General features: G+C 65.1%; 15 protein-coding genes. 2 read left to right on the forward strand and 13 right to left on the reverse strand.

The features are described 5' to 3' along the window. Window positions 1-276 precede the first annotated feature (276 nt). Window positions 277-903, forward strand: coding sequence for a hypothetical protein (locus P8R42_14465; protein ID MDG2305816.1), 627 nt, complete (start codon window positions 277-279; stop codon window positions 901-903). A gap of 94 nt (window positions 904-997) precedes the next feature. On the opposite strand, the gene P8R42_14470 is transcribed toward P8R42_14465, so the two are convergent. Both P8R42_14470 and P8R42_14475 read right to left on the reverse strand, forming a co-directional pair. Further along, entirely contained in the window at window positions 998-2359 is a 1362-nt protein-coding gene (locus P8R42_14470; protein MDG2305817.1) for a hypothetical protein, read from the reverse strand. Next, window positions 2356-3537: an SPFH domain-containing protein gene (locus tag P8R42_14475; GenBank protein ID MDG2305818.1), complete on the reverse strand. Its 1182-nt coding sequence runs from the start codon at window positions 3535-3537 to the stop codon at window positions 2356-2358. Before P8R42_14475 ends, P8R42_14470 begins: the two co-directional genes overlap by 4 nt. Window positions 3538-3663: 126 nt before the next feature. On the opposite strand from P8R42_14475, the gene P8R42_14480 reads away from it, so the two are divergent. Further along, on the forward strand, window positions 3664-5895 hold the full coding sequence (locus P8R42_14480; GenBank protein MDG2305819.1) for a histidine kinase N-terminal 7TM domain-containing protein: 2232 nt from the start codon (window positions 3664-3666) through the stop codon (window positions 5893-5895). Here P8R42_14480 and P8R42_14485 read toward each other — a convergent pair. From P8R42_14485 to P8R42_14535, 11 genes are all read right to left on the reverse strand, one after another. After that, window positions 5882-7129, reverse strand: coding sequence for a cytochrome P450 (locus P8R42_14485; GenBank protein ID MDG2305820.1), 1248 nt, complete (start codon window positions 7127-7129; stop codon window positions 5882-5884). The two genes, P8R42_14480 and P8R42_14485, sit on opposite strands and share 14 nt — an antisense overlap. Before the next feature lie 5 nt (window positions 7130-7134). Then, a complete protein-coding gene (locus P8R42_14490) occupies window positions 7135-8124 on the reverse strand; it encodes a DUF3500 domain-containing protein (protein MDG2305821.1) in 990 nt (329 codons plus the stop codon). Window positions 8125-8225: 101 nt separating this feature from the next. After that, window positions 8226-8612 (reverse strand): DUF427 domain-containing protein, encoded by a 387-nt coding sequence (locus P8R42_14495; GenBank protein ID MDG2305822.1) that lies wholly within the window; start codon window positions 8610-8612, stop codon window positions 8226-8228. 46 nt (window positions 8613-8658) lie between these two features. Beyond that, window positions 8659-8970 (reverse strand): AarF/UbiB family protein, encoded by a 312-nt coding sequence (locus P8R42_14500; protein MDG2305823.1) that lies wholly within the window; start codon window positions 8968-8970, stop codon window positions 8659-8661. 327 nt (window positions 8971-9297) lie between these two features. Continuing rightward, on the reverse strand, window positions 9298-9762 hold the full coding sequence (locus P8R42_14505) for a MaoC family dehydratase (protein MDG2305824.1): 465 nt from the start codon (window positions 9760-9762) through the stop codon (window positions 9298-9300). A 1-nt stretch (window position 9763) separates the two neighbouring features. Further along, on the reverse strand, window positions 9764-10546 hold the full coding sequence (locus P8R42_14510) for an SDR family oxidoreductase (GenBank protein MDG2305825.1): 783 nt from the start codon (window positions 10544-10546) through the stop codon (window positions 9764-9766). 12 nt (window positions 10547-10558) lie between these two features. Then, entirely contained in the window at window positions 10559-11698 is a 1140-nt protein-coding gene (locus tag P8R42_14515; protein ID MDG2305826.1) for an acyl-CoA/acyl-ACP dehydrogenase, read from the reverse strand. A gap of 13 nt (window positions 11699-11711) precedes the next feature. Then, complete coding sequence (locus P8R42_14520; protein MDG2305827.1) at window positions 11712-12617, reverse strand: SDR family oxidoreductase; 906 nt, start codon at window positions 12615-12617, stop codon at window positions 11712-11714. A gap of 27 nt (window positions 12618-12644) precedes the next feature. Next, window positions 12645-13796 carry an acetyl-CoA C-acetyltransferase gene (locus tag P8R42_14525; GenBank protein ID MDG2305828.1) on the reverse strand — a complete coding sequence of 384 codons (1152 nt, stop codon included), beginning with the start codon at window positions 13794-13796 and terminating at the stop codon, window positions 12645-12647. A gap of 12 nt (window positions 13797-13808) precedes the next feature. Beyond that, on the reverse strand, window positions 13809-15002 hold the full coding sequence (locus P8R42_14530; GenBank protein ID MDG2305829.1) for a lipid-transfer protein: 1194 nt from the start codon (window positions 15000-15002) through the stop codon (window positions 13809-13811). After that, window positions 14999-15442, reverse strand: a complete 444-nt coding sequence (locus P8R42_14535; GenBank protein MDG2305830.1) for an OB-fold domain-containing protein — start codon at window positions 15440-15442, stop codon at window positions 14999-15001. The genes P8R42_14530 and P8R42_14535 overlap by 4 nt, the downstream gene beginning before the upstream one ends. Between the last annotated feature and the right edge of the window lie 27 nt (window positions 15443-15469).

Consider the following 15469-nt stretch of genomic DNA (forward strand, 5'->3'; position numbering starts at 1 on the left):
TGGACGGACGGAATCGCAGGAACCATGCCACCCGCAAAACGACCGGATTGCGGGACCCGGACGTCTCGCGGCTGCGAAAATCGCAGCCGGGTATGCGGGCTCCGCAGTCGACGATTACGTGACCAACGGCCCTCGAACTCCCGCCGACCCCGAGCCGCTCGCGCCGGGTGAATCAGCCTCTCCGCACCCCGAGCCCGGCCGACAGCCCGCCCATCAGGGCCGCTTGATCCGAGACCGATCGACGACCTAGGTTCGGGACCCATGCATCCGAATGACATGCCTCGATTGCTCGAGCCCGGCTATCTGGACCTCGAGACCGGAATCCGCGAACTCGAAGACGGGACCGTCCTCGTCGCCGCCCTCACCTCCATGGCGGGAGTCACCGCCGAAATGGTCCGGTGGTGGTTCGCCGACTTTCTCGCAACGACGGAGCACTACAAGTGGTGGCATCCAGTCGATCACCATTGGATGGACTGGGAGCACAAGGCCCCCGGTGAGATCGTCGGGGCACACCACCTCGTTGAGGAGACCATCGGCGGCATTCGGCAAAAGCTGCGGATCGAGTTCCTCGACCCAACCGAGATCTTCCGCGCGGATCGCCTCGTCTCGTTCGATGGGGTCGCGATCCCCGCCCGCTCGGGCCCGCTCGACGGCCCCTTGAGCTTCGCCCGGATGTGTCACGTCGTGCGCAACCAACCGTGGGGCGCGGAGATGCGCAGCCGCTTCTGGCTCGGTGTCGTCGAGAGCCGCGACGGAACGGACGTTCCCGACCTCCGCGGCCCCGACGGCAAGCTCCCCATTCCGCCCGAGCTCCCGGCCGGGCTGCAGCGGCACTGCTCGGAGGAGATGAGTTACCTCGCCGCCTTTCTACCCGAGCTCTACCGACGCGAAACCGGCACCTGAGCGCGATTACAAGACCCGGCCACAGCGCACGTTGCGTCGGGCTAGATCACGACCCTCCGCACGAGGAGACCCGTGGTCTCAGACAGCCAAGCCCCTACCCCGACCCGGGCTCGCGATCCAACAATCTCTGTGGGATGGGCGCCCCCGTCATCAGCTCTCGGAGTGCGTATCCGTCGGTACTGAACGGCAGCCACAGGAGCTCGATCGGCAGGCCCTCCACCGATTCCGCCAAGGCCGGGCGCGCCGCGCCGCGGACCGCTTCGTCCGCGATCCCGACGGCAATGAAGCGGGCGAGAGCGCGTGCGTCTTCTTCGTCGAGCGCGCACCCAACGAGCCCCGACGGGATGTCGTCCGCTCGTGGGATGGTGGACGCCTGCCGCGTGAGCCGCGCGCCCAGATCGAAGAGCGCCTTCACACGCCGGCATCGAAAGGCGGGCGCGAAGATGGCGGCTCCCTCCAGGCCGCCCACACGCCACACCGGCAGATGGCAAGCGACGTCGCCCTCCCCGTTCGCGACGCCGAAAGAGATGGGGTCGAGGCGATCTCCGCGCGCAAGCCATCCTCGCTCACACGACGAACACTGGAAGAGGATGTCATCGGGCCGCAACGGTAGATCCCACCCGCAATTCGGGCAGACGAGCGCGCGAAATCCCAACGTGCGGGTACGACGCCGGGCGCCTGTTCCGAGCGCCGTGACGAGATCCGGCTCGGCGTCGTCGCAGAGAATCTTTCCCGACACACCATCGACGACCGCAACTGCCTCGGTCGACCCGACATTGATCGGAACCATCCAAAACGGGAAGTACACCATCTGAAGGACGACGCGCAGAAGCTCGCGACTCCGCACGTCTCCGCCACCGTCCCCGACCGCTCTTTCTCGCGCAGAGCGTGGCGTGAGATCCGCCGAGACGACGACCGCTTCGCCTGTCGTCTCACGATCGAAGAGTCGGAGCCCGAGTGCCGCCGGCCGAACTCCCAGCGAATGTGGAACGACGGACGTCTCACGCGCCACGAAATTTCGCTCGAGAACTCGGCTCGTAAAGCGGGGACTGGCGTCGTCGCCCTCTAGCGCAACGTCCATCGCCTCTTTGGAGCCAGGCACCGGCACACCGAGGAAGGCGGACATATCGCGTACGTTCTGGCGACGGCTACGCTCGGAATCCCCTCGCTGCCAAGCGATCTCCTCGGCGGTGAGGCGGTAATACGGGACCAGATACAGCGTACCACCCCCGACGTGGGCGGCTTGCCGGTCGGCCGGCAAACTAAACCGCACGAGCGACCGTGCGTCAGACTCGGCGATGCGAGCGGGAATCGTGTAGCTCAGCACCTGTCGGCGCCCGGTGATGAGCAACTGCGACCGACAGTGCGCACATCGGATCGCGCGCGCTGCGTCGTCGAAGTCGAGCGGCGCACCGCAGGTCGGGCACTCGGTCGAAACGACAGCGGTCGTGGTCACGGGGCCGCGGCGGGCGGGGCTCCGGCCGCAACGACACGCTCGCCGCAGTGGAAGCAGAAACGCGTTCGGGGCGGCAACACCGTCGAGCACTTCACGCACCGCAAGACCATGCCGAGATCCAGGCCACACGAGGAACAGAATCGAGCCTGTGCCGTCACGTTCTTCTCACAACGCGTGCAGCGCAGAACGGTGACCATCTGGTGGCCGCAGTGGGCGCAGAAGCGACTATCGACCGTGACGTCACCGTGGCACTCGGGGCAGTGCACGACGCCGCGGGAGAGCGAGCCCTGGTCGGCGAGAAGCTCACCGCTTCGCGAGTGAAGCAGCATGCCGGGGAGCATCATTCCCAGCCCGGCGCCCATTCCGAGCCCCATTCCGGTTCCGGCGCCATCGGCGCCACCGCCGCCGTTGCCACCCCCACTGCCGCCGGCCGCGTCCCCCAGGGCGGTCGCGGCCTTGAACTTGAGGAACTCGTCCAGGTTCCCCGCTGCGGCCATGCCGGCTCGGGAGTCGATGACGCGCTGAACATCCTCGGGAGGGGTGATGCGGTTGATCAGCAGATCAACCAGTTCCGCACCGTACTTCCCGAAGTCCGTCTCGAGCCGACCGCGCACTTGGGTCGCCATCTCGTCGTACTGCTGCGGGAGATCGAGGAGTGCCTCGACCTTCTCGCCGAGGAAGTCGTTCAAGCGCGACACAATCAACTCGCGAAGGTAGTCCTCGATCGAACCCGTCGTATAGGAGCCCTGCGTGCCCACCAGTGTATTCACGAACAGGAGAGGCTCGGTGACCCGCATCGTAAAGGCGCCGAATGCCCGGAGTCGAATCAGCCCGAGTTCTCGGTCGCGGAAGGCGACGGGATCCTTCGTGCCCCAGCGGAGATTGGTGAACACCTTCAGGTTCACGAAGTAGACCTCGGCGCGGAACGGACTCGTGAAGCCCCAGGGCAGCGAGAGGACCTTCGTGAGGATCGGAAGGTTCATGCTGCTGAGCGTGTGCCGGCCCGGACCGAGGACGTCCAAGCCCCGTCCGTTCTTGAAGAAAATCGCCGCCTGGCTGTCGCGCACGACCAACTGCGCACCGAACTTCGTTTCGCCCGAGCCCAACTCCGGGACGCGGTGAACGATCTCTTCGCCGGTGTCATCGAGCCATTCGATGACCTCCATGAACTGAGACATTTGGGACTCCTCTCCTCCTCAGGACATCGGTTCGGAACCGGAAATCCTTGATCTCTCGGCGGGGGTAAAACTCTTACGCAAGAAACGGCGTTCGGATGTCGATATCTCCTAAGGAGATCGACACCTTTGTCCTTCACGCCATATGCTCTGCTCCCCCTTGTCACCGCGCTCGCGCTGGCGTGGTTGGGAATGCATGCGTGGCGGCGGAGAGCATCTCCGGTCGTGGCCTACTTCGTCGTCGTCGTGGCCGCTCAGTTCCTCTGGGTCACCGCGTACGGCTTCGAGATCATCCTCACCGATCTGTGGGCCATGGCCATCGCGGCGAAGATCGTCTACCTGGGCGTCGTTTTCATCTGCCCCGCGCTGCTACTCGTCGTCCTGCATCTGGCAGGACGCGCGCACTGGGTTACTCCGCGGCTGATTCTCGCCCTCGCGGTGATCCCGGTCCTCACCCTGATCGCGGTGTGGCTCCCGACCGGTCTCGTCTGGACGACCGTACGATTCGCCGAGGGGACGCCCTTCCCCGAGATCCGCGTCGAACACGGGTGGGGATTCTGGGCCCACGTGGCCTATGCGTACGCGATCCTGGTCTTCGTCACGGGCATTCTCGTCCAGAAGCTCTGGGTGGAACGAGCGCACGGCCGGCGCGAAGCCCTGACGATGCTGGGCAGCCTGTCGTTCCCGTGGGCCTCCAACGCGCTCTTCCTTTCCGGCGTCGAGCTCATCCCCGCAGTAGACCTCACCCCATTCGCGTTTTCCCTGACGGCGAGTGGACTCGGCTGGTCACTCTCGCATCGTGGCCTCCTCACGCTCTTGCCCGTCACCCGCGGTGACCTGCTCGAGAAGATGACGGACGCCGTAATCGTCCTCGATGACGACGATCGCATCGCAGAGATCAACGCCACCGCGCGTGAGCTGCTCGCCGTCCGCCGGGAACCGGGCCAGCCCGCACACGAAGCCTTCGCCAACTTTCCCGACCTGCTCGAACGCATGAACTCGGTCTCGCCGATGCGGTCCGAGGTCAACTTCGGCCAGGGCATCGTGCAGCGCAGTTTCGACCTGCAGGTGTCCGTACTGCAAACTCGCCGCGGCAAGCCCGCCGGTCGCATGCTCGTTCTGCGCGATGTCACGGTTCGGAAGTACTGGGAAGCCGAGCTCGCGCGCTCCAAGGAAGCGGCGGAGTCGGCGACGGTTGCGAAGTCGGAGTTCCTCGCCAACATGAGTCACGAGATCCGCACGCCCATGAACGGCGTCCTCGGCGTGACCGACCTTCTCCTCGATACCCGACTCAATACCGCGCAGACCGATCTCGCGAAGACGATCTACTCGTCCGCAGCTGCGCTTCTCGAGATTCTCAACGACATCTTGGACTTCTCGAAGATCGAAGCCGGGAAGCTCGACATCGAGTCCACGCCGTTCGACCTGCGAGACGCAGTGGAGAGCGTTGCGGGCCTCCTCTCCTTCCGCGCACAGGACAAGGGCATCGACCTCGTGGTCGAACACGACCCCGACCTCCCCAATAGCTTCATGGGCGACCCGACACGAATCCGGCAGATCCTCACGAACCTCGCCGGGAATGCGATCAAGTTCACAAGAAAAGGAACCGTGCGCGTTCAGGTCGACGTGCAGCCCGAGGAGCAGCAGTACGTCATAACCCTCCGCGTCGCGGACAGCGGGATCGGCATGGAGCCCGAGCAACTCGCGCGTGTCTTCGAAAAATTCTCACAGGCAGACGCCTCCACCACGCGCCGGTTTGGTGGCACCGGCCTCGGCCTTTCGATCGCCCGCGAACTGGCGAAACGAATGAACGGCGACGTTGAGGTCTCGAGCGAGGTCGGAAAGGGATCGCTCTTCACCGCGACCCTCCGCCTGGATTCGGCCCCCACCGAAGCGCCGACGGCCCCAGAGGGCTTGGGGACAAAGGCCCCCGGGGAGAACCCAGACCCCGGGGTCCAACCGATGCGCGTCCTTCTGGCCGAAGACAACCGCGTGAACCAACTGGTCGCCAAGGGAATGCTCGAGAGACTCGGACACGAAGTCGTCGTTGCCGGTGACGGCAGCGAGGCGCTCGAGCTACTCGCAGCGGGTGCCTTCGATGTCGTGCTGATGGACTGCCAGATGCCGAAGCTGGACGGCCTGGAAGCGACAGCCGAGCTTCGGAATCGCGAGGCGGAAGACGAGCACGTCCTCGTCATTGCACTCACCGCCAACGCGATGCGGGGCGATCGCGAGCGTTGCCTCACCGCCGGGATGGACGACTACCTGAGTAAGCCACTGACCCGGCGAGCGCTCGAAGTCACGCTGGAGAAGTGGCTCGGCCGAAGCGGCGCCGAGCCGGCGCCCGTTACGCCATTTTGAAGCGGTACCGAACCGGCAACTGCTTCAGTCCCACGACGAAGCTCGAACGAATCTGGGCCGGCTCGCCGGCCCGCTCGATCGACTCGAGCCGCGCCCGGAACTGACGCAGAAGAGCGGCCTGCGACCGCCGTGCCAGGTGCGCGCCGAGGCAGAAATGCTCGCCGATGCCGAAGCCCAGATGCGGGTTCGGGTCGCGATCAGCGCAGAACGAATCCGGGCTCTCGAACATGTCTTCGTCGCGGTTGGCCGACGCGTAGAAGAGGACGAGCTCGTCGTCCTTCCGGATCTTCTGCCCGCGAAGTTCCGTATCTTCCGCCGCCGTGCGCTTCATGTAGTTCACGGGCGTAACCCAGCGAACCGACTCCTCGACGGCGCGGTCGACGACGTCGGTACTACTGCGAAGCTTCGCGAGCTCATCCGGGTTATTTAGAAACGCATCCATGGCTCCGACGAGAGCATTCTTCGTCGTATCGTGACCCGCCGTGAAGACGATGAGGCAGTAGCCGAACGTCTCCATCGGGCCCATCGGCTCACCGTCGATCTTGGCGTTCGCGATGATACTCGTAAGATCGTCCGTCGGGTTCGCGCGACGATCTTCGACGATCTTCGAGAAGAACTCGAAGAGCTCGAAACCGAGGTCCCGAATCGCAGCCTGGCGATCCTCGGCGGAGCGCTGCAGGTCCGGGTCGTCGGCGGCGAAGAGCTCGTTGGTGATTCTGAGAATCCGCGGTTCTTCCTCGCGCGGTACACCCAGGATCGTCGAGAGGATCCGAAGCGGATGTGCGGCGGCAACGTCGGGCGAGTAGTCGCACTCACCCTCGCCGGTCTTCCCGGCCAGCTCGTCGACGAGCGAAGCTGCGCTGTTCTCAATGAGATCGTCCAGCTTGTTGAGCGCGCGCGGCGTGAACCAAGCGCTGGTCACCTTGCGGAACGTGACGTGCTCGGGCGGATCCATCTCGATGATGGTCCGCATCGCCCCGATGCCCTCATCCCGTTCGCGCGTCTGCGTCTCGTCGAGAAGGACGATCCCCGGGGAGCTGAGAAAGAGATTCGGCTGCTTGGAGACCTCGCAGATATCGGCATGCTTCGTGATCGCCCAGAAGGGCGGATAGCCGGGAGCGTTGCACGGATGGACCGGCGATTCCCGCCGGAGCTCGGTGAAGGTGCCATGCGGAGTCCCTTGGTCCGCATAGGACTGGGGGTCGATCAGATCGAGACCATTGGTGAGTGCCACGCGTTCTACTCCTTCGCCGGTTCGATGGTGTGTGCCGCTTCGTGGTGCTGGCGTAATAGATCTGCCCCAAAATCACCAGTCGGATCACGCCAGAGTACGTGAATGTGCCTCGCATCATCGACGGTGTTGTCGAACTCGATCAGCAGGGTCGGGCCCTGCAGTCGATAGTAGATCTCCTCGCCCGGCGTAGTGGAACCCGCCCAAGCGAAATGAAGGGACTCCCGACCCGCGGCATCGATGCGCGCCCTCTCGCTCGACGCGATCCGGGTCGACACGTTCTCGAAATACGCCTCGAGGAGTGCGTTCAGGAGCCGCTTCTGATCGGGAGTCAAAGCGTCTCCGGGAATGCCGACCGGCGGAAGGTTCGGATCGACCCGCTCCCCGCCCCCGACGAAGAGATCGCGATCGAGCTCAAGGGGGAGAGTTGCGCGTTCCCGTTGCTGGGCGTCTAGAGAGAGATAGAGAGCCCGCGCCGTATCTTCTTCCTTCGCGAGAACCCGAAGTCCGGCGGGCCCTATTCCACCGGGCGGAACCTCTCTCGGCTGTCCGCCGAAGAAGAGCGGCGTCGGTGAGACCGCGCCATCGACGACAGTGAAGTTCAACGAGAGATGGTGACCGTCGAAGCGATATCCCCAAGGATCTTCGCCGGAAGGATCGCCGTACAACGAGAGGTAGTAGAGATCGGTGCCGCGGATCCCGGCCAGGCTCGCGAACAGGGCCATATACCAGACGTCCTTCTCCTCCATTCGAACGACCTCGTCTTCGAGTCCACGGATGTCGTCGGCCTTCTTGCGACCGACCGGGCCGAGGGACGCCTCCACGAGGTCACCGACCTTCGCAGACGACTCCTCCCCCATGTCGCGCAACGTGAGCCCCTCGAGCAACAACGGGGCGAGGCGCAGATCGTACCGCTCGTCGTCGTCGAACGCGTAAGTCGCTGATTCGAGATCGTCTACCGAGAGGGACTCCCGGACGGCAATCGCCGCAGCCGTCATTTTGACCGCAGCCGAAGAAGCCCGGTCGGCCGCCGACGCGCTCCCTACAAGACCCAACGCGGCGATGCCGACCGCCAAGCATGCCGTACCTGAGCGAGTCCTCACGAGGCGTCGGTCTTCTGAACGAGCTCTCCGCGACCGACGTAGAACGAAACGTAGTCTTTCAACCCTTCGACTTCCTTGAACGGGTCTTCGTACGTCCAGACCGCATTCTCATCGAGCTGATCGCCGACGCGGATCGTCCAGTATGCGGCGTGCCCCTTGAACGGGCAGAACGTCTCGTGCGTCGTCCGATCGAGGAGATCCATCCGGACGTCCTCCCGGGGGAAGTAGACCACCGGGGGATGCTTCGTCTCCTTCACCAGAAGCGTTCGGCGACTGTCGGCGATCTCTTGATCTCCGAGGCGCACTCGCACTCGCTCTTCATTCGGCTCCAGGTCGACGCGATAATCCGGATACTGCTCGTAAAGTGATTCACCTCTAGGCATGACGTTCTCCTCCTGGCTTCATCCGCCAGGGTAGGGGTCGGATCGCTCAGCCCGCAAACGGCCCGGAGGGATGCGAGGCGAGCCGCTCGAAGTCGTGGCCCGGCGCGTAGTCGGTCGTGAGAACGCGACCGGTACTATGGCGATCGTGGACGGACGGCACATGGAGGAAGGGATGGTCCGCGTACAGTTCGGCGAATGCGCGCTGAGTGCTCGCCTCACACTCGGAGTCGAGCTCTTCCAGGATCCGGTCGCGCAACTCGTCCACGATCGGACCGGTCTCCAGCGCGCGGTAGATCGCGCCGAGCATCGGATAGAGCCACGACGCGTTCTTCAGGTCGCTGCGGGTCGATGTCCGCAAAGAGCGCGCCCAACGGCGCCCCGAGCTCTCGTTCGAGTTCGGCGGCGAACATCGGTCAGGTACATGAGGGACCGCTTTTCGGGCGCGTAGGAGAAGAGTCCGGAGGCGATATTGGTCGAGCGCCGACCAATCGGGTCAGCGGGCGTACCGCCGGCGAGTGCCCCGAAGTGAGTTTGTCCGCTTCCGCCACGTCCGCGCTCCGCGGAGGCGAGCCTTTCGGGCGACGGAGCCGAATCCCAAGAACAGCCTCGCCTCGCGCGCAGCATGACGCGAACCGCGGCCGGGTTTCAACCTATGTTCCGCGCTCGAGCGATCAGACGCTGACGATCAGGCGGGAACGAAGCGGCTGATCGTATCCACGACGCAGGCGGGGCGATCACCGCCTTCGATCTCGACCGTCACGCGGACCTTCGCCTGGACCGCACCGCCTTTGACCTCTTCGGCCTCGACGAGCTGACCGCGACCGCGCACGCGCGAGCCCACGGGAACCGGCGCCGGAAAGCGCAGCCTGTCGGCACCGTAGTTCACGCCCATCGAGACGTTCCGAACCTCGAGGATCTGCGGCAGGAAGAGGTTCACCAGCGACATCGTGAGATAGCCGTGCGCGATCGTCGATCCGAACGGCCCATCCTTCGCGCGCTCCGGGTCGACGTGAATCCACTGGTGGTCACCCGTGGCGTCCGCAAAGAGATCGATGCGCTTCTGCTCGATCTCGAGCCAATCGCTCGCTCCGAGCTCGTTGCCCACCGACTCCAGCAGCTTGGCCGGAGTCTCGAAGATCGTCGCTGCCATCTCAGCCTCCACTGGTGTTCTTCGCCGCATCCAGGAACGGCGGTGGTTCCCCCCCGCCATGCAGCTGTAGACTCGCGCCACTCACGTAACTGGCCATCGGAGACGCGAGAAAGACGCAAGCATCCCCAACGTCCGTCGGGATCGCCATCCGCCCCAGCGGCACCGTCGCGCTGACCCGCGCGATGCCCTCATCGTCACCGTAGTGGAGATGCGCCTGCTCTGTGCGCACCAAGCCCGCGGCGATCGCGTTCAGACGCACCTTGGGGGCCCACTCGACCGCGAGGGACTGCGTCGCGCTCAGCAGACCCGCCTTCGCCGCTCCGTACGCCGTCGTGCCAGGCGACGGCCGTTGTCCGCTCACGCTAGCGATGTTCACGATCGAACCGCCATCGTCCTGGTTTTGCATCACGGCGTTGGCGCGCTGGGCGAAGTTAATCGGGGCCAACAGGTTAAGAGCGATGATTTTCTCGGTGAACCTCGGAGAAACCGTCGCGGCATCCACGAACGGTGCGCCGCCCGCATTGTTCACCAGCGTGTCGAGGCGACCGAAACGATCCGTGGTCGCGGTCACCACGGCGTCGATCTGTTCGACGTCGCGCACATCCGCCTCTAAGAAGACCGCGGTGCGACCGCCCGCCGCAGGCAGATCGTCCGGGGCACTCCGACCGCAGATCACGACCTCGGCCCCCGCCTCGAGGAATCGGTCGGTGATCCCTCGTCCTACGCCCTTGCCGCCGCCGGTGACGAGAACCACGCGGCCGGTCAGATCGATCGTCAGTGACACAGGATCTTCTCCTCAGAGGCCGATGTTGCGTGCGATGCGTTCGCGATGAAACGGCGCGTCGCCCAGAAGCGTCTCACTCGATTTGGCCCGCTTGAAGTAGAGGTGCACGTCGTACTCCCACGTGAAACCGACGCCACCGTGAATCTGAATGCTGTCCGCTGCGCAGCGGAAGTAGGCGTCCGAGCAGTAGGCCTTGGCGAGCGAGGCGAGCGTCGGCACTTCCGGATCGCCCTCGGCCTGCGCCGCAGCGGCGTAGTAGACTGCCGAACGCGCCGACTCGATGAGCACCAGCATGTCCGCGCACTTGTGCTTGACCGCCTGGAACGAGCCGATCGGGCGACCGAACTGAGCCCGCTCCTTCGCGTACGCCACCGTTAGGTCCAGACAGCGCTGCGCGCCGCCCAGCTGCTCCGCCGCAAGAGCGACGAGCGCCCCGTCGATCGCGGAGGACAGGATCGGCCAACCTGCACCCTCTGCTCCGAGGAGACTCGATGCCGGAAGGCGTACATCCCGAAGTGTGATCTCCGCCTGATGCCGGGTCTGGTCGACCGTCGGCAGGGCACGGACCTCGACGCCTTGCGTGTCGGCAGGCACGAGGAAAAGGCTCACGCCGTCTTCGCCGGTGGTGCCGTCGCGGCGTGCGGCAACGACCAACAGGCCCGCACTCGCGCCGTCGGGAACGAACGTCTTGAGCCCGGTCAGAATGAAGTCGCTACCGTCGCCCCGCACGGTCGCTTCGATGCCCGCCGCATCCCACCGTCCGCCGGCCTCGGTGTACGCGACCGTCGCGATCGTTTCGCCCGACGCGATACCGGGAAGGATCTCTTCCTTCTGCGCCTCGCTGCCGCCACCGAGAATCGCGCCACCGGCGAGGCAGATGCTCGAGAAGAACGGCGAGCACAGCAGCGCCGCGCCCATCTCCTCCATCAGAGCGACGAGCTCGATCGGCCCCAATCCGAGACCGCCGTACTCCTCCGGGATCACGACGGCAGACCAGCCGAGTTCCGCGCCAATGCGCCGCCAGAGATCCGGGTCGTAGCCCGACTCGGACTCCATCGCCTGCCGGATCTTCTCAGAGGAGGAGTTCTCTGCGAGGAAGCTCCGCGCAGAGTCGCGCAGGGCCTCCTGCTCCTCGTTGAAGGATAGATTCATGCGTCGGGCCGAATCAGGTCCCGTAGACCTTCTGCGGTTCCGGGGCTTCGTCCAGCAACTTGCGCACGACGGGGCCGATCTCGGCGGGATCCCACCGGGCGCCTTTGTCGACACCGGGGCCGGTACGCCATCCGTCGGAGACGTTGATCTGACCGCCCTGCACCTCGAAGACACGGCCGGTGACTTCAGCGGACTCGGTGCTGCCGAGCCAAGCGACGAGAGGAGAAACGTTCTCGGGCGCCATCGAGTCGAAGCCGCTGTCAGGCTTGGCCATCATGTCCGAGAAGGCTTCCTCGGTCATCCGCGTGCGAGCCGACGGTGCGATAGCGTTCGAGGTGATGCCGTACCGACGAAGCTCCGCCGCCTGCACCAACGTGAGCGAAGCAATGCCGCCCTTGGCGGCCGAATACGTCGCCTGCGCGATGCTCCCCTGCAGACCGGCGCCGGAGCTCGTGTTGATGATCCGCGCGTCGACCTTCTCGCCGGCCTTCACCTGATCGCGCCAGTACTTGCAGGCGTGACGGGTCGTGCAGAAGTGGCCCTTCAAGTGGACCCGAATGACAGCGTCCCACTCGTCCTCGGCCGCGTTCACGAACATACGGTCCCGCAGGAAGCCGGCGTTGTTCACCACGACGTCGAGACGCCCGAACGCGTCGATCGCAGTCTGGACCAGGCGCGCACCGCCTTCCCAGTCGCCAACATCATCGCCGTTGATCGCGGCCTGGCCGCCGAGCTTCCGGATTTCCTCCGCAACCTCGTGCGCCGGTCCTTCCGAACCACCCGTGCCGTCGATCTCGGCGCCCAGGTCGTTCACGATCACGTTCGCACCCTGGCGAGCGAACTCCAGCGCGTGCGCGCGCCCGAGGCCACGGCCCGCGCCCGTTACGATGACGACTCTTCCGTCGCAGATCCCACCCATGTTCGTTGCTCCGTGATTCCGCTGGGCTCAGTCGAGCCGCTCGATGATGGTGACGTTCGCCTGCCCGCCGCCCTCGCACATCGTCTGGAGGCCGTATCGGCCACCCGTGCGCTCGAGCTCGTGCAGCAGCGTCGTCATGAGCTTGGCGCCCGTCGCGCCGAGCGGGTGTCCGAGAGCGATGGCACCACCGTTCACGTTCACCTTGTCCAAGTCGGCACCGGTCTCCTTCTGCCATGCGAGGACGACCGACGCGAAGGCCTCATTGATCTCGACGAGGTCCATGTCCTCGATCTTCATGCCCGTCTTCCCCAGAGCATAGGCCGTCGCCGGGATGGGCGCGGTCAACATCCACACGGGATCCGCGCCGCGGACGCTCAAGTGGTGGATTCGCGCGCGGGGCTTCAGGCCGTACTTCTTCACCGCCGCCTCAGAGGCGACGAGGATCGCTGCCGATGCGTCGGAGATCTGGCTGGCGACCGCTGCCGTGATGCGTCCGCCCTCTTGCAGGGTCGGGAGCGTCGCCATCTTGTCCAGATTCGTCTCGCGCGGCGTCTCGTCGACGAGAAGGTCTCCGATCGGAACGATCTCCTTCTCGAAGCGGCCGCCCTTGATCGCGCCCCAGGCGCGCTCGTTGGACTGCAGCGCGAACTCTTCCATGTCCCGACGGGAGATGTCCCATTTCTCGGCGATCATCTCCGCCGATCGGAACTGCGAGACCTCTTGCGTGCCGTAGCGCTCGACCCAGCCCTTGGACGACGAGAACGGATCCGTGAAGCCCAGGGGCTCCGCGCACGTCATCGCCGACGAGATCGGGATCATGTTCATGCTCTGAACGCCGCCCGCGACGACCACGTCGCTCGTGCCGCTCATCACCGCCTGCGCCGCGAAGTGCACGGCCTGCTGCGACGACCCGCACTGCCGGTCGATCGTGGTACCCGGCACTTCGTCCGGGAGCCCGGCCGCGAGCCAGCAGGTGCGCGCGATGTCACCGGCCTGCGGGCCGATCGTGTCGACGCAGCCGAAGACGACATCTTCGACGATGTGCGGGTCGATGCCCGTGCGCTCGACGAGCGCCTTCAGCGAGTGGGCGCCGAGATCCGCCGGGTGCATGCCGGCGAGCTTGCCCTTCTTGCGGCCGGTCGGGCTCCGCAGGGCATCGATGATGTACGCTTCAGGCATCGGAAGAGCTCCTTACTTGGAAACGATGACGGACGACCCGTGTCCGAACAGGCCCTGGTTGGCGGTGATTCCGGCTTTCGCGTTCTCGACCTGACGGCCCTCGGCCTGACCTCGAATCTGCCAGGTGAGTTCACAGACCTGAGCGATCGCCTGCGCCGGAACGGCTTCACCGAAGCAGCCCAGCCCACCGCTCGGATTGACCGGCACACGGCCGCCGATCGTGGTCTCGCCATCGTTCAACAGCTTCTCGGCTTCGCCGGGCTTGCAGAGACCGATGTTCTCGTACCAATCGAGTTCGAGAGCGGTCGAGAGATCGTAGACCTCGGCCATGCTCATGTCCTCAGGCCCCATGCTGGCCTGTTCGTACGCGTTGGTCGCGATCGAATCCCGGAAAGGCGTCTCGGGAACGCCGACGGTGTGCGCCGAATCGGTCGCGAAGTTCGGCATCTCGATCACGTCGTTCGGGTACTGCGGCGTAACGGTGGAGATGGCCTTGATCTTCACCGGGTCCGTCGTGTGCTTGCGGGCGTACTCCATGCTGCAGATCACGACCGCCGCCCCGCCATCGCTCGTCGCGCAGATGTCGAGAAGACGAAGGGGGTCGGAGACGAGCGCGGAGTTCTGGATCGCCTCCTCGGTGACTTCCTTCCGGTAGCGCGCGTTCTTGTTGTGCAGACCATGGCGCGAATTCTTCACCTTCACTTTGGCGAAGTCGCTCTGGGTCGCACCGTAGAGATCCATGCGGCGACGAGCGTAGAGGCCGAAGTAGATCGGGTTCGTCGCACCGAGCAGGTGGAACCGGAGCCAGTCCGGGTCGTCCTTCCGGTCACCGCCGGTTGGGCCGAAGAAGCCCTTCGGCGCGGCATCGGCGCCGACGACGAGAGCGACGTCGCACATTCCGGCGAGGATGTGTGCGCGGGCCGTCGCGAGAGCCTGCGTGCCACTCGCGCACGCACCGTAGGAGCTCACGACGGGAACACCTGTCCAGCCGAGGGCCTGCGCAAACGAAGCGCCGGACACGAAGCCCGGGTAACCGTTCCGCACCGTCTCACCGCCGGCGATGAGTTGGATGTCCTTCCACGCGAGACCTGCGTCGTCGAGGGCATCGTTGGCGGCCTGAACGCCGTACTCCACGAAGTTGCGGCCCCACTTCCCGAACGGGTGCATGGCCGCTCCCAGAATGGCGACTTCCTTGGCCATGATCAGTTCCCCTCCGTCACGGGTTTCCACTTCCAGATGATGTACTCGTTGTCGTCGTCCTCGTAGAGCTGGTCGAGGACGAGCTGCATCTCCATCCCAACCTTCAGGTCGGCGATTTCGACATCGGCGACGACCTGACCCAGAACGACCATCTTCTCCTGGTCGAGTTCGACCGCGGCGATGATGTACGGCACGAACGGGTCCGCAGCGACGTAGGGCTTCGGCGGCGGGTAGCAGTTGTTCGTGTAGGACCAGAGCTTGCCACGCTGGCTGAGCGGGACCTCCGTGAACTCGGAGCCCCTACAGCCGGGGTTCCGACAGAAGAATGTCTCCTTCGGGAAGAAGTAGCTCTTGCAGTCGTTGCACTGGCTGCCCAACAGGGCGGCTTCGCCGTCGGCGATGAACCAGCCGTCGACGGCCGGAACCCGGTTCTTCTGGTTGCTCATATCGTGTTGGACCCTTGTGAGACTTCG

Source organism: Candidatus Binatia bacterium (genome assembly GCA_029243485.1).
Classification (GTDB): domain Bacteria; phylum Desulfobacterota; class Binatia; order UBA12015; family UBA12015; genus VGTG01.

Coding starts and splice junctions, on each gene's coding strand:
- P8R42_14495 (MDG2305822.1), bottom strand. CDS start 8,612: ATGCCTAGAGGTGAATCACTTTACGAGCAGTATCCGGATTATCGCGTC.
- P8R42_14525 (MDG2305828.1), bottom strand. CDS start 13,796: ATGCCTGAAGCGTACATCATCGATGCCCTGCGGAGCCCGACCGGCCGC.
- P8R42_14505 (MDG2305824.1), bottom strand. CDS start 9,762: ATGGCAGCGACGATCTTCGAGACTCCGGCCAAGCTGCTGGAGTCGGTG.
- P8R42_14475 (MDG2305818.1), bottom strand. CDS start 3,537: ATGTCTCAGTTCATGGAGGTCATCGAATGGCTCGATGACACCGGCGAA.
- P8R42_14490 (MDG2305821.1), bottom strand. CDS start 8,124: ATGACGGCTGCGGCGATTGCCGTCCGGGAGTCCCTCTCGGTAGACGAT.
- P8R42_14520 (MDG2305827.1), bottom strand. CDS start 12,617: ATGGGTGGGATCTGCGACGGAAGAGTCGTCATCGTAACGGGCGCGGGC.
- P8R42_14535 (MDG2305830.1), bottom strand. CDS start 15,442: ATGAGCAACCAGAAGAACCGGGTTCCGGCCGTCGACGGCTGGTTCATC.
- P8R42_14515 (MDG2305826.1), bottom strand. CDS start 11,698: ATGAATCTATCCTTCAACGAGGAGCAGGAGGCCCTGCGCGACTCTGCG.
- P8R42_14465 (MDG2305816.1), top strand. CDS start 277: ATGCCTCGATTGCTCGAGCCCGGCTATCTGGACCTCGAGACCGGAATC.